A 19,874-nucleotide genomic window follows, 5' to 3' on the forward strand; every position below is an offset into this window, starting at 1 on the left:
CGGGAAGCGGCGGCGCCGGCTTGCTGGCGCCGCGAAGTACGTTGGCGTGAGTGCGGCCGTGCTTCAGCGGGGTACGGCGATTCGGCGAACGCCGCGCAGGGCGGCTGCCATTGGCTGTCCGGCAGGCGCGAAAGCGACGCGCCGCGTGGGCAACAATTTCAGGATGATACCGAAAGCCGGCGTGCGGTGCAGCATTGACCCTGCTGATAAAACTGGCAAATGGGGCGGAAGCCTTCCCGGCGCCATCGAGATCGCCTCGTGTTCGACATCGTTCGCACCGCGCAATCTTTTGGGGAATACGTCGGACGTTGCGTCGTTTACGCAGGACGCGAGTCGTGCGAAGCGAGGCAGTGCCGTGGCTGCGCGACTCGTCCTGGCGGCTTCGGCCGCCCCTGCGAGTAGGAGGTGTTCAAATGGAAACTTCTCGTGCGATATCTGCATTCGGTTCATACACAGGCTTCAACGGACTGGCGATACGGGCACGCGCATCGCGCCGTTTGCGTCGAGCGGTGTGTCGAGCCGGTCTGCTGGCTTTATCGTTGGGGACTGTCGCGGCACAGGCGCAGGAGGTGATCCTGCCGCCGCACGCGGTGACCTCATCGACCGTTCCGACCAACGGCGATGTCAATCCGTACGGCATGGCCTTCGTGCCGTTCGGCGTGCCGTCCTGGAGCACGCTCAAACCCGGCGACATCGTGGTGTCGAATTTCAATGCGCAGTCGAATCTGCAGGGTACCGGTACGACGATCGTCAAGATCGTGCCCAATGGCAATCCAGTCACTTTCTTCCAGGGAAGCAATCTAGGTCTCACGACGGCGCTCGCGGTGCTCAAAAACGGCTTCGTTCTGGTGGGTAATGTGCCGACCACTGATGGCAAGAACGTCATCCCTCCGGGCTCGTTGCTCGTCATTAATCCGCAGGGCAGCCTCGCCAACGAACTGAAAGATTCCAAACTGCTGGACGGCCCCTGGGATCTCACCGTGATCGACGGGGGGCAATACGTCCGGGTCTTCGTCTCGGATGTGTTGAACGGAAAGGTCGCGCGGATCGATCTTGCCTTCGACGATGACGGCGCTCGGATGCTGCGTAGCTCGACCATCATTGCGTCAGGCTATATGCACCGTACCGATCCGGCGGCACTTGTGGTCGGCCCCACGGGCTTGGCTTACGACCCGTCGAAGGACGTGCTTTATGTCGCCTCGACGGGTGACAACGCAGTGTTCGCCATCTACGGCGCCGCGGGCGCGGATCACGATGGCGGCATGGGCCGGATGATTTACCAGGACAACAAGCATCTCCACGGTCCGCTTGCACTGGCGCTCGCGCCCAACGGGCACCTCGTCACCGCGAACGGCGACGCGGTCAACCCCGACCCGAAACATCCCAGCGAAATCGTCGAGTTCACCGTCGACGGACAATTCGTCGCTCAACTGCAGGTCGACTCTGTGTCGGGCTCCGCGTTCGGCCTTGCCTTCGGCCTCGATAGCAAGCGCCACCAGCAGTTCACCGCGGTGGACGACAACACGAATACGGCGACGGTCTGGACGTTGCGCACAGACAATCAATAAGGGAGCCGAGGACGGCGATCGGGGACGACGTAACGCGTCGGGGACGCGTCACGGTCACACGGTTCCGCGGCTAGTCTATCGGTACACAGATATGAATCGGGGGCGGCGATTGTAGCGGCAAGCCTTAGACAGACAAGAAGATTCTGTTCGATGGATTTGATGACGCCAACTCGCGGGTGCCGCTTGCTACGCCGCCGCCACCCGCTTTTTCCCGCGCTGTTTCAACACCCGCGCCTGCAGCACGATCACGAGCAGCAGAAACACGCCGCGAATCACCGACTGCCAGTACGCGGACAGACTGATGAACCCGAGCCCGTTCTCGAAGTTCAGCAGATTGAACACGAGTCCGAGCAGCAGCACGCCGGCAATCGTCATCGCGACCGAGCCCTCGCCGCCGGTCAGCAGCGTGCCACCGAGCACGACCGCCGAAATCGCGAACAGCTCCCAGCCGACGCCTTCGTTCGGCTGCCCCGCGCCGAACTGTGCGGCGAGGATCACGCCCGCCATGCCGGCGAGCAGCCCGCTCACCGCATAGGCCATTACCAGCGTACGGTCGACGTTCAGCCCCATCAGCCGCGCGGCCTCTTCGCTGCCGCCGATCGCGAGCGAGTGCCGCCCGAAGCGCGTGCTGCGCAGCGCGAGCCAGCCGGCGAGCGCGGCGGCGAGCGCGACGAGTCCCGGAATCGGCAGCCCGAACAGATCGCCCTGACCGAAGTTGCCGAAGTTCGAATCGGCCGCGATCGATACCGCGTCGTTCTTGCCGAGCAACAGCGCGACGCCGTGCGCGCCGAGGCTCGTCGCGAGCGTGACGATGAACGGCAGGATCCTGAGCCGCGTGATGATGATGCCGTTCAGCACGCCGACCGCGAGTCCGGCCACGCAGCCCGCCAGCACCGCGACCCAGCCGCCGTAGGCGCTCGTCAATGCGGCGACCACGCTCGCGAGGGCCGCGACCGTGCCGACCGACAGATCGATGCCGCCCGTGATGATCACGAAGGCCATGCCGATCGAGATCAGCGCGAACATCGAGTTGTAGCGCCAGAACGACGTGATGTTGTACGCCGAGCCGAAGTGCTCATAGCGCACGAGGCCAAAGACGACGAGCGCCGCGAGCGCGAGCAGAATGGGAAGATTCTTTTTCATCGCATCGAATCCGGAAAGGTTGCGCGCAGATCGTGAAAATGAGCGTGGGAGCCTGCGCCAGAATCAGCGCGAGCGCCGCTGCACATAAACCGCCGCGACGATGATGCCGGCCTTCACGACGAGCGCGGCCGCATCGGGGATGCCATGGGCGAGCAGCGTATAGCGCAGCAACTGGATGATCAGCGCGCCGATCAGCGTGCCGCCGATATACGCCTTGCCGCCCGTCAGCGCGGTGCCGCCGACCGCGACCGCCGCGATCGCGTCGAGCTCGACGCCAAGCCCCACGACGTTCGCATCGGAAGACGAATTCACCGAGATCGAGATCAGCCCGGCGAGGCCCGCGAGCGCGGCGCACAGCGTGTACGCGATCATCTTGATGGCGGCGGTCGGCACGCCGCACAGATACGCGGCTTTTTCGTTGCCGCCGGTGATCAGCAGATACTGGCCGAACAGCGTCTTGCGCACGACCCACACGAACACGCCGACGAGCGCGAGCATCAGCAGCACCTGGAACGGCACGCCCGCGACCTTGCCGAGCGCGATCCACTGGAAGGCCGGCGTGTTGAACGCCTGCAGGCTGCCGTCGGTGACGACCTGCGCGATGCCGCGCCCGGCGATGAACAGCACGAGTGTCGCGACGATCGGCTGCACCGACAATCGCGTGACGAGCAGGCCGTTGAACACGCCGCACGCGGCGGCCGCCAGCACCGGCAGCACGAACGCGAGCGCGATGCCGAGCGGTCCCGCGATGTTGAGGAACAGCATCGGTGCGAGCGCGCCCGAAATCGCCATCGACGCGCCCACCGACAGATCGATGCCGCCGGTCGCCACGACGAGCGTCATGCCGATGCCGACGATCACGATCGTCACGACCTGCGTCATGTTCACGTTGAAGGTCTGTAACGACCAGAAGTGCGGCGTGAAGATCAGGTTGAACAGCACCATCGCGAGCAGCACGATCACTTCGCGCTGCATCGCGAGATGGCGCCACTTCTGAACGGCGGTCGCGGGCCGCGCGGGCGGGGTATTGGTCGATTGCGTCATGGTGGCGTCGGCGCCCGACGCAGCGGCGCCCGACGCAACGGCGCCCGACGCATCGGTGCGCAGCGAATTTGTATGCAGCTTAAGCGCCATGACGGTCGCCCTCCAACGCGTCTTCGATGTGGGCCGATTGCGCGGCTTCCGCGAGCGCCGACTGGCCCTCGCTGCCGTAGGCGATCGCATCCATGATCGCGGTCTCGCTCATGTCGGCGCCGTTCAGCTCGGCGACGGTGCGGCCGTCGCGGATCACGACCGCGCGATCGGCGACCGCGGTCAGCTCTTCGAGCTCGGACGCTGACAGCAGCACCGCGAGCCCCGCGTCGCGCAACTCGCGCACGATCTTCGCGACATCGGCTTTCGCGCCGACGTCGATGCCGCGCGTCGGTTCGTCGAGCAGCAGCAGCGTCGGCTCGGCCGCGAGCCAGCGCGCGAGCAGCACCTTCTGCTGGTTGCCGCCCGACAGCTCGCGGATCGGCTGATCGGCCGAGCGCAGCTTGATGCCGAGCGATGCGATGAAACGCTCGACGATCGCCTGCTGCTTCTTCACGTCGACGATGCCGTTCTTCGCGAGCGTGCGTAGACAGACGAGCGTCAGGTTGTCGCGCACCGACAGCTCGGGGACGATGCCTTCGCCCTTGCGGTCTTCGGTCAGGTACGCGAGGCCGCGTGCGATGGCATCCTGCGGCGACTTCAGCGCGACCGCCTCGCCGCCGATCGTGAGCGAGCCTTGCGCCAGCGGATCGGCGCCGAACATCAGCCGCATCGTTTCGGTGCGGCCCGAGCCGAGCAGGCCGGCGAGGCCCACCGCCTCGCCCGCGTGCACGTCGAGCGATACGCCGTTGACCTTCGGCGGCGCGCCGAGCTGGGTCGCGCCGATCACCTGCTTGCCGCGCTTCGCGAGATTCGCTTCGCGCGCGGCGGTGTCGTCCTGCACGACCGCGGCGAGCGAGCGGCCGAGCATCGTCGTGACGAGCTGCAGCTTGTCCATCTCGGCCATCGTGCTTTGCGCGACCGTCTGGCCGTCGCGCATCACGGTTACGCGATCGCACAGCGCGTACAACTCGTCTAGCCGGTGCGACACGAAGATCACCGCGCGGCCGTCGTCGCGCAGCTTGCGCACGACGGTGAACAGCAGCTCGACTTCGCGCTCGTCGAGCGATGACGTCGACTCGTCCATGATCACCATCTTCGCGTCCGACGACACCGCGCGGGCGAGCGCCACCATCTGCTGGATCGCGGTCGAGTAACGGCCGACCGGCTTTTTCACGTCGATCTGCAAACCGAACGAATCGAGCAGCGCGGCGGCGCGCCGCTGCACCGTGCGCCAGTCGATCAGACCGAAGCGGCGTGGTTCGCGGCCGAGAAAGATGTTTTCCGCGACCGATCGGAACGGCACCAGGTTGATCTCCTGGTAGATCGTGCTGATGCCCGCTTCGCGCGCCTGCTTCGGCGTGCGGAAATCGACCTCGCGGCCTTCGAATCTCACGCTGCCCGAGCCGCGCCGATAGGCGCCGGTCAGGATCTTGATCATGGTCGATTTGCCGGCGCCGTTCTGGCCGATCAGCGCGTGCACTTCGCCAGCTGCCACGCTCAGATTCGCGCCGCGCAACGCGGGCACGCCGCCGAAGCTGATGCCGATGTCCTGCATCTCGAGCAGCGGCGAACGGGTAAGGGGGGAGTGTGGCGTCTCTTTGCCAGATTCCGTCACGGGAGTTCTCCTGATGCGGATGCTGCCGATATTGCCGACTGCGCTGTTGCCGGCGACGTGGGGCCCGTCGCGCCAGTGCGCGGCCCAGTTACGCCCGCATAAAAGCGAAGCGACGGTCCGTCGGTCACGGGCGCGTCGCTTCGAAGCCTTCCCACCACCCGCCCGACGAGGAGACATTCATGGAGAGCGGGTGACTTCCTGCTACAACGCCGAAGGGCGTCCCCGAGGAAATGCCGCCCCGGGGAGCTTCCCGATGCTTGCGATCAATAGCCGTACTGCATGTTCTGCTGCACGTTTTCCTTGTCGTAGAAGCGGTCGGACACCTTGACCCAGGTCGGGATCTTTTCACCCTTCGCATAGCGCTGCGCAACGTCGCAGGCGAGCGGGCCGAAGAACGGGCTCGACTGCACGCTCGCGCCGAGCTCGCCGGCCGCGATCGCGTCCATGCCGCCCTTGGTGCCGTCGATCGTGACGATCTGGATGTCCTTGCCCGGCTGCTTGCCGGCCGCCTTGATCGCGGCGATCGCGCCGAGCGCCATTTCGTCGTTGTGCGCGTACACGGCGGTCACGTCCGGATGCGCCTGCAGCAGCGTTTCCATCACCTGACGGCCCTTGTCGCGCGCGAAGTCGCCGCTCTGCGATGCGATGATCGTCATACCGGGGTTCTTCGCGATGACTTCGTCGAAGCCCTTCTTGCGGTCGTTCGCGGCGGACGCACCCGTGGTGCCTTCGAGCTCGATGATCTTCGCCTTGCCGCCCGTCGCCTTGACGAGCCAATCGGCGGCGCGGTGACCCTGATCGATGAAGTCCGAGCCGATGAACGTGATGTAATCGCGGCCCGCCTTCGCGACCGACTGGTCGACGTCGCGGTCGACGAGGATCACCGGAATGCCGGCCTTCTTCGCCTGCAGCACGACCGGCGCAAGCGGCTTCTCTTCGCGCGGCGGGAAGACCAGCAGATCGACGTGCTGGGCGATCATGCTTTGAATGTCGGAGACCTGTTTGGAGTTGGAGCCGTTGGCGTCGGTCATCACGACCTGCCAGCCGCATTTCGCGGCGATGTCCTTGAAGCTCCTGGTTTCCGCAAGACGCCACGGGTTGTTGCTTTCGGTCTGCGCGAAACCGACCTTCAACGGGGTCTTGGTCGACAACTTCGGCAATGCGTCGTCGGCGTGCGCGGCCGCCGCGCCGACACCGATTGCCAGAGCCAGCAGCGAAGCTGCCAGCGGACGAATCTGCTGCTTGCGCGCAAGCATGCGCGACTGCGTATTGAGCGACGCCATGTCTTCCTCCAGTAACCGGTGACGGTGTATTTGCTTTTTTTGCTGCTCGGGATTGTCTCTGTCCAGCCGGGGTGCCGACGGTTTTTTGCCGGCGAGCGTGCGGTTGGCTATGACCCACCGGTACGCTTGCTTCCCGACCCGACGTGCCGATTATTCCACCAGGAATTATTATCGGTCAATCACTAATAATATTAATTGTCACCGGTTTCGCCTCGGTAATTACCCTGACCGAGGTGCGTTCGACCAACGGTCCATCCAGCTTGACCGTGCGATGGCGCACGGGTGCGCCGGCCGCGCGGTTGTGCTCTTCCTGCAATAGCGTGTCGACGGCCCAGCGGCCGAGCTCGTAGTTGGGCAGTACCACGGTCGACAGCGGCGGATGCGTGTGGCGCGCGATTTCCTGATCGTCGTAGCCGAGCACCGATACGTCCTCGGGCACCCGCAGGCCTAGCTGCTTGAGCGCCTCGATCGCGCCGATCGCGGTCAGGTCGTTCGCGCAGAAGATCGCGGTGGGCGGATTGGCCTCGCGCATCAGCGACAGCGTCAGCTCGAAGCCGAGGCCCGAGCTCCAGTCGCCGTCGCGCACGAGCTCTGACGCGAAAGGCAGATCGGCGGTCGCGAGCGCGGTGCGGTAGCCCTTCAGACGGTCTTTCGCGGCGTCCTGCCATGGCTCGCCGTTGATATAGCCGATGCGCCGATGGCCGGCCTGCAGCAGGTACTCGGTCGCCAGGTGGCCGCCCGCGACCTCGGCCGGCACCACCGACGAAAACGTGCCGTCCCCGGTGTAGCAGTTCAGCAGCACGGTCGGCACCTGCGACAGCGCGCTCGGCGGCTCGACCTTGCGCGTGTAGACGGTCGCGTAGATCACGCCGAACACGTGCGGATTCGTGAGCACCGTGTCGAGCACCTTTTTTTCGATGTCGGCGTTGCCGTGAGTGGAGTAGACCGCGAGTATCTTGCCGCTCGCATACGCGGCATCGCGCGCGCCGTCGATGCTGACGACCGGATGCGGGCTCGTCGAGATTTCGTCGGCCAGATAGACGATCAGATTGCGCTCGTCGCTGGAGGTCGCGAGCGGCTCGCGCAGCGACAGCCGGTAGCCGAGATCGTGCGCGGTCTTGAGGACATTGTTGCGGGTGGCCTCGGAGAATTTCGCTCCGGCCGCGTTGTTGAGCACGAGCGAAACGGTAGATTGCGACACGCCGGTGAGCTTGGCGATGTCGGTCATGGTCGGGCGGCGCTGAGTCGATTTTTTCATTGTGCGGGCCGCGGCGAGGCGGCGCTGAGGCAGGGGAATGCCAGCGGCATCATGCTGATGACGGTACCACTAATAATATGCGCGCGGCAACGTGAGCCAACTCGTCTTCGACGAGGAGACCTTTCGGACTGTTACGGTGCCTTTTGAACGAATTTATTACTAATAATATTGACCAATAATGCCGTGTCGTGCGATTCTCGCTCGGGCGGACTGAGGTAGTCCGCCGGCCGCCTGGTGCGCGGCATGTCAAAGGAGATACGAATGCACGTTGAAGCCGCCACCCGCTCGCGGTTGCCCCTCGCCTGACCATGCGCGACGTTTCCCTGAATCCTGCCCGGCCGCACGCGGCACAAGCCGTGACACGATCGGCGGCGCAACTCTCATGGCTCGACGATCCCACGATCGCCGCGCGCCTCGTCACGTTGTCGGCCGGCGCGTTGCGCGCGGTGCTCGCGCCGGAGGTTGGCGGCGCGCTCGCGGCGTTCTACGAAGTCACGCCGCAAGGGCCGCTGCACTGGCTGCGGCCGGCGCTGCCGGACGCGTTCGCAGCGCGCGATCCGCTACGCATGGCGAGTTTCCCGCTATTCCCGTACTGCAACCGGATTCGCGATGCGCGCTTTGCGTTCGACGGCGCGACGATCGATCTGGCCGGCAACGACCCGCGTTTCGCGCATGCGCTGCACGGCAACGCGTGGCGTCATCCGTGGCGCGTCGGCGCGCGCAGCGGCAACGTGGTGGACTTGCACTTCGAGCACGAGCCCGATGCGAGCGTGCCCGGTGACTGGCCGTTTCGCTATCGCGCGCGGCAGCGCATCGAGCTGCGCGATGGCGCGCTCTACATCACGATGTCGGCGCGCAATCTCGCCGGCCGGCCGATGCCGTTCGGCATGGGCCATCACCCTTACTATCCGCGCACTGAAGCGACCCGCATCCATGCCGACGTGCAGGCGATGTGGCACGCCGACGCCGACGTGCTGCCGACGCATCTCGGCCCGCATCCAGCCGTCGATGCCTTGCGCGCGGGCCTGTCACCCGATGCGTTCGATCTCGACAACAACTTTTCGAACTGGTCGCGCGCGGCGACGATCGCATGGCCCGACGAGCGCCGCAGCCTGACGATGCGCGCCGACGCGCCGTTCGATCACATGGTCGTGTTCGCGCCGGCCAACGATCCGCAGCTATGCGTGGAGCCGGTCACGAATACGACGGATTGCTTCAACGCGGTCGGGATGGGCGAGCAGGTTGGTGGCTGCGTGTTGCAGCCGGGCGAAGAGATCGAGGCGGCGTTGAGCTGGACGCCGCATCGCGAGTGAGGGGGCGCGCGCTTTGCGGTGGCGAAAGCGCAACGACCGGAGGCGCTTAGTCCAGCCGCAACTTCGCCATATACGGCAAATGATCCGACAGCCACGCGGTTTCCTGCGCCGGCTGGATCCATTCGACCGGCTGCATGCCGCGCACGAACATCTTGTCGAGCGACAGCGCCGGCGAGAACGCCGGGAACGTGCGCGCCGGTTCGCCGAGCAGCGTCGCGACTTCCTGCAAGCCGTGCTCGCGAAACAGCGGCACCGAGTCGTTGCGCCAGTCGTTGAAATCGCCGGCCAGCACGAGCGGACCGTCGGGGGCTTCCTTCGCGATCCAGTGCGCAATCCAGTTCATCTGCCGTAACCGCGCCGGGCGCGTCAGCGCGAGATGCGCGCAGAGCAGCGTGACGAGCCGTCCGCCGAACGTCGCGCGCGCAACCAGCAGGCCGCGTTTTTCGAAGCGGTGCGCGGAGATGTCCCAGCGGCCGCCGAGATCGAGCGGATGCGGCGACAGGATCGCATTACCGTGCCGCCACGACGGCTTGAACACGTTCGGACCGAGCGCGACTTCGAGTTCGAGCGCACGCGCGATTTCGGTCGCCTGACAGTGCCATACGTCGGTCAGCGGATCATCCATCGGCGCGCCGAAGCTGCTCGCCAGAACCGGCGACGGCATGCGCCGCGCCATCGCTTCCTGCAGGAAGTAAGCGTCCGCGTGAGTCGATTGAACCCAGCTCTGCATCGCTTGCCAGGCCTGAAAACCAAGCGGTGTGCGGCCCTTGTGCAAGTTCCAGCTCACCGCGACGAAATCATTCGGCGCGAGGCTCTCGCGGATCAATTCTTCTGGGTTTCGCATGCCGCGTTATCCACGTGTTCTGTTTGAGCGCGTCGGTCAGGCGCGCGGTTCCTGTCAGTTCGGTTTGTTGCCGCCGGCCGCGGCGCCATTGCCGCTCATACCGCCATTCGTGCCGCCGCTCGTGCCACCGCTTGTGCCACCGCTTGTGCCACCGCTTATGGCTCCATTCGTGCCGTTGCCGTTCGCACCGTTAGTCACGACACTCGCATGCAAGCGATACACGAGGTTCGGATTGTGATCGACGATCGTCCAGCTCGCCCATTGATCGGGCGGCACCACGAGACCCGGATGGCTCGCGCTTACCTGGCGCGGCTGCGGCGGCAGCTTGCAGCCGATGTTGGTGCGCTGCGCGTTGTCGTCTTCGAGCGTTTCCTGCGTGTCGATCGAAAACATCACGCCCTCGGGATCGACGCGCAGCGGCGACACCGTGAGCGTGCGCGACAGATCGATGCTGCCGGCCGGCTGGTCCTTGCAGCCGACGTCGTGCTGCACGACCTGGTGATGGGTATCGGTGCGTGCCTGACCGACGGTGGTGGTGCCGTCGAACGAATCGATCTGTTGGCCATCTTTCACTACCTGCAGTTGCCATTGCACGACCTGCTGCGGTGGCAGTTGTTGCGCGTGGGCGAGCAATGAAGCGCCAAGCAGCATGGCCACGATACTGGTTTTCCACATAGAGGGATCTCCGCTCACGCGTAGCTTGCGTGGTTGCCTCGTCGTAGCAATTGAAGAGCCATCTTACCCCCGATAGCCGCCACGATTTCTGACTCGGTCGACGAGGTCCGGTTCAGCAACAATCCATTCCAGATAAGGATGGGAATGCCAGCGGTCGTTAGCAGCAGAGCCGCACGACTGCTGGCTTGCACGCGTTTATGTCCTCGCTAAACTGGACTCGAATCGGCGCTCACAAGGCGCCGCCGCAGAATCAGCCAAACGGGGTGAGCGATGACGACAGCAATGGTCAAACAGGAAATCGCCGTGGCCTCGTTCAGCCGGGTGTACGACCTGGACGAGGTCGAGACCGCGCTGAACGGTCTCGGCGAGGGCGCGAACGAGGCGCTGCGCGCAACCTACGAAAAGATGCTGAAAACCGGCAATCTGCGATTCTGCGTGAAGCCGAACCGGATGCCGTCGATCGACGACCTGATCGACGCGCTGCCCAATTTTTCCGCACCACTCGACGACATCCGCAAGCAGGTCGCGCTGTGCCTCGAAACCGAGGACCGGCTCGAATTGATGCCGATCCTGCTGCTCGGCGAGCCCGGCATCGGCAAGACGCATTTCGCGAAGCAGTTGGCGCGCCTGCTGGGCACCGCGTACCAATACGTCGCGATGAGTTCGCTGACGGCGGGCTGGATCCTGTCGGGTGCGTCGTCGCAATGGAAGAACGCGAAGCCGGGCAAGGTGTTCGATGCGCTCGTGAATGGCAGCTACGCGAACCCGGTGATCGCCGTCGACGAAATCGACAAGGCGACCGGCGATTCACAATACGATCCGCTAGGCGCGCTGTACGCGCTGCTCGAACATGACACCGCCCAGAGCTTCATCGACGAGTTCGCTGAAATTCCGATCAACGCGGGCAACGTGATCTGGATCGCGACCGCCAACGACGAACGCGCGATCCCCGAGCCGATCCTGAACCGCATGAACGTCTACGAGATCCCGCCGCCGGACCACGCGGGCGCGCGACGCATTGCGCAGTCGATCTACGACGAGATCCGCGGCGCGCACAACTGGGGCCTGCGCTTTCCCGAGACGCTCGGCGACGCCACGCTCGATGCGCTCGAACGTGCGTCGCCCCGCGAAATGCGCCGCGCGATCCTGAACGGCTTCGGTGCGGCGCGCATCGCGGGACGCGACCAGATCGAACCCGCCGATATCCGCCTCGATTACGGAAACCGGCGAAAACCGATCGGTTTTTGAGGTTTTCGGCCGTTTTTTCGCACCAAACCCCCGCTTTTCTGTGATTTGGGCGGATGTCGCGGCAATTCGTACGGCGTGTGTCGTGAATGCCACGGCAATTATTTCTGTTTTCGACGTGGATGACGGAACCAAGCCAGCCTGCGCCGCCATCGCCCGATCGGTGCGCACGAACGCATGTCACTTCTGTCTGTACCGAGTCGTACAATTTTCCGTGGTGGTGATAAAAAGATATAAGCAGACCAGCGGACAGATGCGTTCGACAACAAACGGAGCGCGGCGGCGAGGTGCCGTTCCTGTCTTCCTTCCATCGGCTGAACGAGGCAGCGCGCGGCGCAATGCGCCGCGTCAACGGATATGGATCAGATCGAATGTGTAGTGATCGGTGCCGGCGTGATCGGCCTCGCGACGGCGCGCGCTCTCGCGGCGCGCGGGCGCGAGGTGATCGTGCTGGAGGGCGCCGAGGCGATCGGCGTCGGCACGAGTTCGCGCAATAGCGAAGTGATTCACGCGGGCATCTACTATCCGCGCGGATCGCTGAAGGCCACGTTGTGCGTGCTCGGCCGCGAAATGCTGTATGACTATTGCGCCGAGCGCAACGTGCCGCATTCGCGCTGCGGCAAGCTGCTGGTCGCGACGTCGCGCAACCAGATTCCGCAGCTCGAAAGCATCATGTCCAAAGGGCGCGACAACGGTGTGCTCGACCTGATGCGCATCACCGGCGATCAGGCGCAGGCGCTCGAACCGGCGCTCGAATGCGTGGAGGCGGTGTTTTCACCGCAGACGGGGATCGTCGATAGTCATCAGTACATGCTCGCGCTGCAAGGCGATGCCGAGCGCGACGGCGCCGTGTGCGCGTTCCACGCGCCGGTCGAGGCGATCGAGGCGCACAACGGTCGTTTCACCATCGCGGTCGGCGGTGCGGCACCGACCACGATCAGCGCCGCCTGCGTGATCAACAGCGCGGGCCTGCATGCGAACGCGCTTGCACGCAGGATTCGCGGACTCGACGCGCGCCACGTGCCGCCGCTGTATTTCGCACGCGGCAATTACTTCAGCATCTCGGGACGTGCGCCGTTCGGCCGGCTGATCTATCCGATGCCGAACGAGGCCGGCCTCGGTGTGCATCTGACGATCGATCTCGGCGGCCAGGCGCGTTTCGGCCCCGACGTCGAATGGGTCGACGCGATCAATTACGACGTCGATCCGCGTCGCGCGGAGTCGTTTTATGCGGCGATTCGCGCGTACTGGCCGGCCTTGCCCGATGGCGCATTGCAGCCCGCCTACGCGGGGATTCGTCCGAAGCTTTCCGGTCCCGGCGAGCCCGCCGCGGATTTCGTGATTCAGGGGCCGGCCGCGCATGGCGTACGTGGGCTCGTCAATCTGTTCGGCATCGAATCGCCGGGGCTGACGGCATCGCTGGCGATCGCGCAGCGGGTCTGCGAGCTGTCCGGGCGCGGGTGAAGCGGGCTTTGAAGCGGGCTTTGAAGCGGCCTTTGAAGCGGCCTTGGCATCGTACCGATCCGCTTATCTCTACCATTTGGCTGCTCCCGGGCGACGGCTTCGTTGCTATGCTTGGCGAACGCTGTCATCAGAACGGCGTTGATTCCAATACAAATGGAGTGAGTCCCCATGAGATCGTCCCGTCGTACGTTTTTGATCACCAGCATCGGTGTGGCATCGACGCTCGCGCTGTCGCGCCAGGCATTTGCCGACGCGCCGAAAGTTTCCGAAACCGATCCGACCGCGGTCGCGCTTGGCTACAAGGCCGACGCAAGCAAGGTCGACAAGGCGAAATTCACCAAATTCGCCGCTGGCCAGGAATGCAGCAACTGCAGCTTCTTCCAGGGCAAGGCGGGCGACGCGTACGGCGGCTGCCCGATGTTCGCGGGCAAGCAGGTCGCGGCCACGGGATGGTGCAGCGCCTATAACAAGAAGGCCTGATCGAGCCTGCGTCGGCCTTGCCGACAGGCATTGCGCGGGATGCGCGGCAATCGCGCGGTGCAACCCGTGGCTGCGCGCGTCGTGGCGTTTTGCGGCGCGTGCGGCGCACGCTGCGCGGCGCAAGCCGGGCTGCATTCAAAAGGCTTCATGGCAGCGGGCCGCTGGATTTTTAGCGCCGCGCATTCATCAACGGTGGGCGCCGGTCGAACCACGGCCGTGCCGCCTCCAGTTGCGCGGCGAGTCTGAACAGCGTCGCCTCGCCGCCGACACGCGCGGCGAACTGCACGCCGATCGGCAGCCCGCGCGCGCTCCAGTACAAGGGCACCGACATCGCCGGCTGGCCGCTCAGGTTGAACAGCTCCGTGCAGCCGGCCCATGCGAACGCCTTGTTCGACGCTTCGTGCAGCAGTTTCTTCATCAACGGTTCGAGCGGCATGGTGGTGACCGCGCGCATCTGCATGCGCTCGACGGAGCTGGGCCGCATCTCGCCGATCTTGATCGGCGCGGACGCGAGCGTCGCACACAACAACACGTCGTACCGGTTCAGCAGATCGGTCAGACGTGCGGTGATGCGGCGCTGTTCGTCGAGCGCGGCCGGCAAGCCCTGCTCGCCGATCTTGCGGCCGACGTGCGCCATCGCCCACGTCGAAATTTCGAACTCGCCGCGCGTCGGCTTGTGACCGGTGATGCGCTCCGCGTTCAGCACGAGGTCTTCGGCGGTCACCGACCACAGTGTCAGGAATGCATGACGGACCGCCGCGAAATCGACGCCGAGCGACACCGGCTCCAGACGATGGCCGAGCGAACTCGCGAGTTGCGCGGCGTCGTCGAGTGCGGCGCGCGCATCGGCCGATAACGACGGCGCGAGCATCGGCTCGGTCACGTACGCGATCGTCAGAGGCTTGCACGGCTCGCGCGTCGCACCGAGAAAGGTGCCGGGCGCGCCGGCGGGCCGCTCGGCATTGCCCGCCAGCAAGTCGAGCAGCAATGCGCTGTCGCGCACGCTGCGCGACACGGCGTGATCGATGCCGAGTTCGCCGGCGCTGGCCTGCGCCGCGCGCGGCACGCGACCGCGCGAGGGTTTCAGGCCGAACAGTCCGCAGCACGATGCCGGAATGCGGATCGAGCCGCCGCCATCGGACGCATGCGCGAGCGGCACGATGCCGGCCGCGACCGCCGCCGCGGCGCCGCCGCTCGAACCGCCCGGCGTGTGATCCAGGTTCCACGGATTGCGGCATGCGCCGAATAGTTCGGGCTCCGTATAAGGCATCTGACCAAGCTCGGAGGTGCTGGTCTTCGCGAAGATGTTCAGGCCCGCCGCTTTCGCGAGCGCGACGACCGGCGCGTCCTGCGTCGGAATGAAATGGCGGTAGTGGCGGCTGCCCATTGCCATGCGCAGTCCCGCAACGGGCGCGCCGAGATCCTTGATCAGAAACGGTACGCCGGTGAGCGCGGCGTGGGCGGCGGAGTTGTCCGTTCCGTTGGCGCCGCCGACGGTATTCGCGCGCTTCGCGTCGTCCTGTGACGCACGCTGGCGCGCCGCATCGTAGTCCTTCAGAACCACCGCGTTGATCGCGGGATTGACGGCCTCGGTACGCGAGATCGCGACGTCGATCAGTTCGCGCGCGCTAACCTGGCGCGTGCGCACGAGTTCGGCGAGGCCGATGGCGTCATGAGCGAGATAGTCTGATTGCACGTCGGTTGAGCCCTCGCGATCGGTTGGCATACTGCGTCGAATTCGTGACCGGCCATGCACGCGCGACTGCGTCGTTTCGCTCGACATCGAGTTGTGCCGCTCGGGCGTCGCACATGTGAAAAGACGGCGTGTTGGCGTACACGCCGTCTTGCACAGAGTACCCGAGTTGAACGCGGACGTGACTCATGTGAATTCGAATACGCACTTCAAATGCTCAATTCAAATGCACGAGCTGGCGATCACATGAGCAATGCGGCGGGTTCAGACTGAACGCCGCGACCGCGAGTTACATCCGCTCGCCGAGGAACGTCAGCGTACGGCCATGCGCCAGTGCGGACGCGTGCTGGTTGTACGACGCACGCTCCGAGCAGTTGAAGCCGTGATCCGCGTTCGGGTAGATGTTGAACTGCACGTCGGCGCGACCCGCGAAGCGCTCCTGAATCTGGCCAATGTCCGACGGCGGAATATGCGCGTCGAGCTCGCCGTAGTGGAACTGCATCGGTACTTTGACGTTCGCGGCCTTGTCGAGATGGTTGTGGATGCCGCCGCCGTAGTAGGCGATAGCGGCGTCGACCGAACCAGCCGCCGCGGCCAGATAAGCGAGACGGCCGCCGAAGCAGTAGCCGATCGCCGCGATCTTGCCGGTCACCTCAGGCAGCGCGCGCAATGCGACCGCAGCGGCGCCGATGTCGGCGACCGCGTCGTCGAGTTTGGTCTTTTGCATCAACTCGATGCCCTTCTCGCGATCCTTGCCTTCATACGTCAATTCGACGCGCGGCTGCACGCGCCAGAACACGTCCGGGGCGAGCGCGACATAGCCGTCCTGCGCGTACTGATCCGCGACCGAGCGGATGTGGCCGTTCACGCCGAAGATTTCCTGAATGATGATGACGGCCGGTCCCTTGCCGCCCTTCGGCAGCGCGAGGTAGCCGCCGAAACTGTCGTTGCCGGCGGGGATGTCGATCCATCGGGAAGTCGTGCTCATGCTGTTCTCCATTGACTCGCGCGAACGCCGCGCGAGTTCGGTGTGTACGAAACGCCCAAGGCCACGCGGCCCTGCAACGGGCGCTTAGTTTGCCATCAAAAGAAACGGCTTGCAGCGAGGCGGGACGGGGCCTCGCGGCTGATGCGGCGCACCTCGATTCTCGTAAGGCGATTGAAACGATCTCGATAATTCATTTCTCAACGATGGCGCGTATGCGTACAGTCAGCGCGTGATGGGTCGCGCTTGTCAGCGCATCTCGCGAACCTGTCGAAGAACCCGTGGATCGGCATATCGACGGCTTTGCGCCGGAAAGGAAACGAACATGAATGAAGGCAGTTTTGTGACGCCGTTTGCCGAGCGGTTCCAGATGCGCGTACCTGTGGTGCAGGCGCCGATGGCCGGCGGCGCGACCACGCCGGCGCTCGTCGCGGCGGTATCGAATGCGGGCGGACTTGGTTTTCTCGCGGGCGCGGCGCTCGCACCCGAGAAGATCGCGAGCGAGGTCGCGGCTATTCGCGCACTGACCGATCGCCCGTTCGGCGTGAATCTGTTCGTGCTCGATCCCGTCTCGCCCAATCAGGCGACCGTGCGCCGCGCGCTCGACGCGATCGATCCGCTGCGCGCCGATCTCGGTTTGCCGCCGGGCCAGCCGCTCGTCCGCTATGCGCCTGACTTTCGCGCGCAACTGGAGGTGCTGATCGAATTGCATGTGCCGGTCGCCGGCTTTACGTTCGGACTGCTATCGGCGGCCGACGTCGAGCGTTTGCACGGGAGCGGCAGCTATGTAGTTGGGACTGCGACGCATGTTGCCGAAGGCATCGCGTGGCGCGATGCCGGCGCCGATGCTGTCGCCGCGCAAGGTGCGGAAGCGGGCGCGCATCGCGCCACGTTCATCGGCCCATTCGAAGATGCGCTGGTCGGCACCATGGCGCTCGTGCCGCAACTGGTCGACGCGACCGGGCTGCCGGTGCTCGCAGCCGGCGGCATCATGGACGGTCGCGGCATCGTCGCGGCACTCGCGCTCGGCGCGCAAGCCGCGATGATGGGCACCGCGTTTCTGACCAGCCGCGAGAGCGCGATTCCCGAGGTATGGAAAACCCGCGTGCGCGGCATGTCCGATACAGCGACCACGGTGACACGCGCGATCACGGGCCGTCACGCGCGCGGCATCCGCAATCCGTTGATGCAACGTTTGCGCGAAGCGGCGCAAAGCATCGCACCGTACCCGGTGCAAAACGCACTGACGCAGGAACTGCGGCAATGCGCCGCTCGCGCGCAGAACGGCGATTATCTGTCGCTGTGGGCGGGGCAGGGTGCGCCGCTTGGCCGCGTGCGCGCCGAAGCACTCGGCGCGGCCGAACTGATGGCGCAGCTCGAGCAGGAATGGCAGGCGGCCACCGTGCGAATCGCCGCGTTCATGCGTTGATTGCGTGGCCGATTTAAGCCTGATTTAAGTTTTTTGCCGCACTCACAATCCTGTGCGGTACGCCACATTTTTGATTTGAAAAACCCTTCGAATCACATGCGATAGAACTCGGAAAAAGGTTAAATCCGGCTCCGCGGAGAAACCTCCCAATTAGCGGAAACCCGCATGGGCAGGGGCTTTTCGGCCCGCTTACCGAAGCCGTGAGTGGCTCGCCCAGGAACTGCGCTATTAGTGTTGTTCCCACTTTCTCAAAAAATTCCCCCAAATTAATTTGATGGCCTACACTTGCGCGCAAGTACGGTTTGCCAACTGTCACAAACGGTCCGGTAAACGTACTGGCCAAGTGCATGAACGATGCAACCGGCGTGGTCGTCCACGGGACTGAGCGACACGTGTAGGGGAAGCGGGGCACAGGGCGATTACGTTGTTTTGACCGAAACTGGAGACTTACATGAACATCAAAATTCAAAAGCTGTTGCCGATCAGCGCTGCGGCGATGCTGTTCGCGACGTTGGCAACATCGGCCGCGGCCGACACGGTCGTCAAGATCGGTCACGTTGCGCCGTTGACTGGCGGTATCGCTCACCTGGGTAAGGACAACGAGAACGGCGCGCGCCTCGCCGTCGAGGAAATCAACGCGAAGGGCCTCACGATCGGCGGCCAGAAGATCACGCTGCAACTGGACGCGCAGGACGACGCGGCTGACCCCCGTACGGCTACGCAGGTTGCGCAGAAGCTCGTCGACGACAAGGTAGTCGCCGTGGTCGGCCACCTGAACTCGGGCACCTCGATCCCGGCCTCGAAGATCTATAGCGATGCGGGCATCGTGCAGATCTCGCCGTCCGCAACGAACCCGGCCTACACGCAGCAAGGCTTCAAGACGACCTACCGCGTCGTCGCGACCGACGCGCAGCAAGGCCCGGCACTTGCGAACTACGCGGCTAAAGGCATGAAGGTGAAGAGCGTCGCGATCGTCGACGACTCGACGGCTTACGGCCAGGGTCTCGCGAACGAGTTCGAGAAGACCGCGAAGTCGCTCGGTATGAACGTCGTGTCGCACGACGCAACGAACGACAAGGCCGTCGACTTCCGCGCGATTCTGACGAAGATCAAGGGTGAAAACCCTGACGCGATCATGTACGGCGGTATGGACGCAACCGGCGGCCCGTTCGCGAAGCAGGCGAAGCAGCTCGGCCTGCGCGCGAAGGTGCTGGCAGGCGACGGCGTGTGTACCGACAAGCTGTCCGATCTGGCCGGCGACGCAACCGACAACATCGTCTGCTCGGAAGCCGGCATGGCGCTCGAAAAGATGGCGGGCGGCAAGGCGTTCGAAACGAAGTACGAGAAGCGCTTCGGCCAGCCGATCCAGATTTACGCGCCGTTCACGTATGACGCGGTGTACATCATCGTCGACGCGATGAAGCGCGCTAACTCGACCGATCCGGCGAAGATCCTGGCAGCGATGCCGGCGACCGACTACAAGGGCGTGATCGGCGAAACGACGTTCGATTCGAAGGGCGACCTGCAGCACGGCGTGATCTCGCTGTACAACTACAAGCAAGGCAAGAAGACGCTGCTCGACGTAGTGAAGATGTAATTCCGGTGTGATCGAAGGCGGCGTCGCGCCGCACTTCGATTCGCTGCTAAAGAGGCACGTGGGCCGTCAGGCTTGCGTGCCTTTTCTTTTTGGGCGCATTCGACGCGCTAGCAAAATTCCGTTGAATCAACAGTTTGATGGCGATGAT

At 64.6% G+C, this 19,874-nt stretch carries 16 protein-coding genes; 7 read left to right on the forward strand and 9 right to left on the reverse strand.

What is annotated here, in order from left to right:
- Positions 1-413: 413 nt before the first annotated feature.
- The gene (locus L0U84_RS00545; protein WP_233846223.1) at positions 414-1,568 is read left to right on the forward strand and encodes a hypothetical protein; all 1,155 of its coding nucleotides are present in this window, start codon (positions 414-416) and stop codon (positions 1,566-1,568) included.
- 186 nt (positions 1,569-1,754) lie between these two features.
- Here the strand turns inward: L0U84_RS00545 and L0U84_RS00550 are convergent, their stop codons facing one another.
- The 5 genes from L0U84_RS00550 to L0U84_RS00570 all read right to left on the reverse strand — a co-directional run bounded on the left by L0U84_RS00550 (position 1,755) and on the right by L0U84_RS00570 (position 7,971).
- The gene (locus L0U84_RS00550; protein ID WP_233846225.1) at positions 1,755-2,711 is read right to left on the reverse strand and encodes an ABC transporter permease; all 957 of its coding nucleotides are present in this window, start codon (positions 2,709-2,711) and stop codon (positions 1,755-1,757) included.
- Positions 2,712-2,774: 63 nt separating this feature from the next.
- Positions 2,775-3,755 (reverse strand): ABC transporter permease, encoded by a 981-nt coding sequence (locus L0U84_RS00555; RefSeq protein ID WP_442794020.1) that lies wholly within the window; start codon positions 3,753-3,755, stop codon positions 2,775-2,777.
- A gap of 79 nt (positions 3,756-3,834) precedes the next feature.
- Positions 3,835-5,400, reverse strand: coding sequence for a sugar ABC transporter ATP-binding protein (locus L0U84_RS00560; RefSeq protein ID WP_233851884.1), 1,566 nt, complete (start codon positions 5,398-5,400; stop codon positions 3,835-3,837).
- 323 nt (positions 5,401-5,723) lie between these two features.
- Positions 5,724-6,743, reverse strand: a complete 1,020-nt coding sequence (locus L0U84_RS00565; protein ID WP_233846236.1) for an ABC transporter substrate-binding protein — start codon at positions 6,741-6,743, stop codon at positions 5,724-5,726.
- A gap of 175 nt (positions 6,744-6,918) precedes the next feature.
- Positions 6,919-7,971 (reverse strand): LacI family DNA-binding transcriptional regulator, encoded by a 1,053-nt coding sequence (locus tag L0U84_RS00570; RefSeq protein WP_233851885.1) that lies wholly within the window; start codon positions 7,969-7,971, stop codon positions 6,919-6,921.
- A 338-nt stretch (positions 7,972-8,309) separates the two neighbouring features.
- Between L0U84_RS00570 and L0U84_RS00575 the strand changes: the two genes are divergently transcribed.
- Complete coding sequence (locus tag L0U84_RS00575; protein ID WP_267939395.1) at positions 8,310-9,314, forward strand: aldose 1-epimerase; 1,005 nt, start codon at positions 8,310-8,312, stop codon at positions 9,312-9,314.
- 46 nt (positions 9,315-9,360) lie between these two features.
- Here L0U84_RS00575 and L0U84_RS00580 read toward each other — a convergent pair whose 3' ends face one another.
- Together L0U84_RS00580 and L0U84_RS00585 are read right to left on the reverse strand one after the other, a co-directional pair.
- Positions 9,361-10,158, reverse strand: coding sequence for an endonuclease/exonuclease/phosphatase family protein (locus L0U84_RS00580; RefSeq protein WP_129956782.1), 798 nt, complete (start codon positions 10,156-10,158; stop codon positions 9,361-9,363).
- A 54-nt stretch (positions 10,159-10,212) separates the two neighbouring features.
- Positions 10,213-10,833 carry a hypothetical protein gene (locus tag L0U84_RS00585; protein WP_233846240.1) on the reverse strand — a complete coding sequence of 207 codons (621 nt, stop codon included), beginning with the start codon at positions 10,831-10,833 and terminating at the stop codon, positions 10,213-10,215.
- 270 nt (positions 10,834-11,103) lie between these two features.
- Here L0U84_RS00585 and L0U84_RS00590 point away from each other — a divergent pair, with 270 nt between their 5' ends.
- The 3 genes from L0U84_RS00590 (at position 11,104) to L0U84_RS00600 (ending at position 14,022) form a co-directional block, all read left to right on the forward strand.
- Positions 11,104-12,081 carry an AAA family ATPase gene (locus L0U84_RS00590; protein ID WP_233846249.1) on the forward strand — a complete coding sequence of 326 codons (978 nt, stop codon included), beginning with the start codon at positions 11,104-11,106 and terminating at the stop codon, positions 12,079-12,081.
- Positions 12,082-12,435: 354 nt separating this feature from the next.
- Positions 12,436-13,542, forward strand: coding sequence for an NAD(P)/FAD-dependent oxidoreductase (locus tag L0U84_RS00595; RefSeq protein ID WP_233846251.1), 1,107 nt, complete (start codon positions 12,436-12,438; stop codon positions 13,540-13,542).
- Positions 13,543-13,710: 168 nt separating this feature from the next.
- Positions 13,711-14,022, forward strand: a complete 312-nt coding sequence (locus tag L0U84_RS00600; RefSeq protein ID WP_129956786.1) for a high-potential iron-sulfur protein — start codon at positions 13,711-13,713, stop codon at positions 14,020-14,022.
- 169 nt (positions 14,023-14,191) lie between these two features.
- On the opposite strand, the gene L0U84_RS00605 is transcribed toward L0U84_RS00600, so the two are convergent.
- Both L0U84_RS00605 and L0U84_RS00610 read right to left on the reverse strand, forming a co-directional pair.
- Positions 14,192-15,748: an amidase gene (locus L0U84_RS00605; protein WP_233846253.1), complete on the reverse strand. Its 1,557-nt coding sequence runs from the start codon at positions 15,746-15,748 to the stop codon at positions 14,192-14,194.
- A gap of 256 nt (positions 15,749-16,004) precedes the next feature.
- Positions 16,005-16,703: a dienelactone hydrolase family protein gene (locus tag L0U84_RS00610; RefSeq protein WP_233846255.1), complete on the reverse strand. Its 699-nt coding sequence runs from the start codon at positions 16,701-16,703 to the stop codon at positions 16,005-16,007.
- A gap of 322 nt (positions 16,704-17,025) precedes the next feature.
- On the opposite strand from L0U84_RS00610, the gene L0U84_RS00615 reads away from it, so the two are divergent.
- Together L0U84_RS00615 and L0U84_RS00620 are read left to right on the forward strand one after the other, a co-directional pair.
- On the forward strand, positions 17,026-18,129 hold the full coding sequence (locus L0U84_RS00615; RefSeq protein WP_233846257.1) for an NAD(P)H-dependent flavin oxidoreductase: 1,104 nt from the start codon (positions 17,026-17,028) through the stop codon (positions 18,127-18,129).
- A gap of 451 nt (positions 18,130-18,580) precedes the next feature.
- Positions 18,581-19,726 carry a branched-chain amino acid ABC transporter substrate-binding protein gene (locus L0U84_RS00620; protein WP_233846259.1) on the forward strand — a complete coding sequence of 382 codons (1,146 nt, stop codon included), beginning with the start codon at positions 18,581-18,583 and terminating at the stop codon, positions 19,724-19,726.
- Positions 19,727-19,874: the final 148 nt, after the last annotated feature.

The organism is Paraburkholderia sp. HD33-4 (genome assembly GCF_021390635.1).
GTDB lineage: Bacteria > Pseudomonadota > Gammaproteobacteria > Burkholderiales > Burkholderiaceae > Paraburkholderia.

Bases quoted from the DNA above. Each gene is read 5' to 3' on its own strand.
- L0U84_RS00545 (WP_233846223.1), top strand. From the start codon at position 414: ATGGAAACTTCTCGTGCGATATCTGCATTCGGTTCATACACAGGCTTC.
- L0U84_RS00550 (WP_233846225.1), bottom strand. From the start codon at position 2,711: ATGAAAAAGAATCTTCCCATTCTGCTCGCGCTCGCGGCGCTCGTCGTC.
- L0U84_RS00555 (WP_442794020.1), bottom strand. From the start codon at position 3,755: ATGACGCAATCGACCAATACCCCGCCCGCGCGGCCCGCGACCGCCGTT.
- L0U84_RS00560 (WP_233851884.1), bottom strand. From the start codon at position 5,400: ATGCAGGACATCGGCATCAGCTTCGGCGGCGTGCCCGCGTTGCGCGGC.
- L0U84_RS00565 (WP_233846236.1), bottom strand. From the start codon at position 6,743: ATGGCGTCGCTCAATACGCAGTCGCGCATGCTTGCGCGCAAGCAGCAG.
- L0U84_RS00570 (WP_233851885.1), bottom strand. From the start codon at position 7,971: ATGACCGACATCGCCAAGCTCACCGGCGTGTCGCAATCTACCGTTTCG.
- L0U84_RS00575 (WP_267939395.1), top strand. From the start codon at position 8,310: ATGCGCGACGTTTCCCTGAATCCTGCCCGGCCGCACGCGGCACAAGCC.
- L0U84_RS00580 (WP_129956782.1), bottom strand. From the start codon at position 10,158: ATGCGAAACCCAGAAGAATTGATCCGCGAGAGCCTCGCGCCGAATGAT.
- L0U84_RS00585 (WP_233846240.1), bottom strand. From the start codon at position 10,833: ATGTGGAAAACCAGTATCGTGGCCATGCTGCTTGGCGCTTCATTGCTC.
- L0U84_RS00590 (WP_233846249.1), top strand. From the start codon at position 11,104: ATGACGACAGCAATGGTCAAACAGGAAATCGCCGTGGCCTCGTTCAGC.
- L0U84_RS00595 (WP_233846251.1), top strand. From the start codon at position 12,436: ATGGATCAGATCGAATGTGTAGTGATCGGTGCCGGCGTGATCGGCCTC.
- L0U84_RS00600 (WP_129956786.1), top strand. From the start codon at position 13,711: ATGAGATCGTCCCGTCGTACGTTTTTGATCACCAGCATCGGTGTGGCA.
- L0U84_RS00605 (WP_233846253.1), bottom strand. From the start codon at position 15,748: ATGCCAACCGATCGCGAGGGCTCAACCGACGTGCAATCAGACTATCTC.
- L0U84_RS00610 (WP_233846255.1), bottom strand. From the start codon at position 16,703: ATGAGCACGACTTCCCGATGGATCGACATCCCCGCCGGCAACGACAGT.
- L0U84_RS00615 (WP_233846257.1), top strand. From the start codon at position 17,026: ATGAATGAAGGCAGTTTTGTGACGCCGTTTGCCGAGCGGTTCCAGATG.
- L0U84_RS00620 (WP_233846259.1), top strand. From the start codon at position 18,581: ATGAACATCAAAATTCAAAAGCTGTTGCCGATCAGCGCTGCGGCGATG.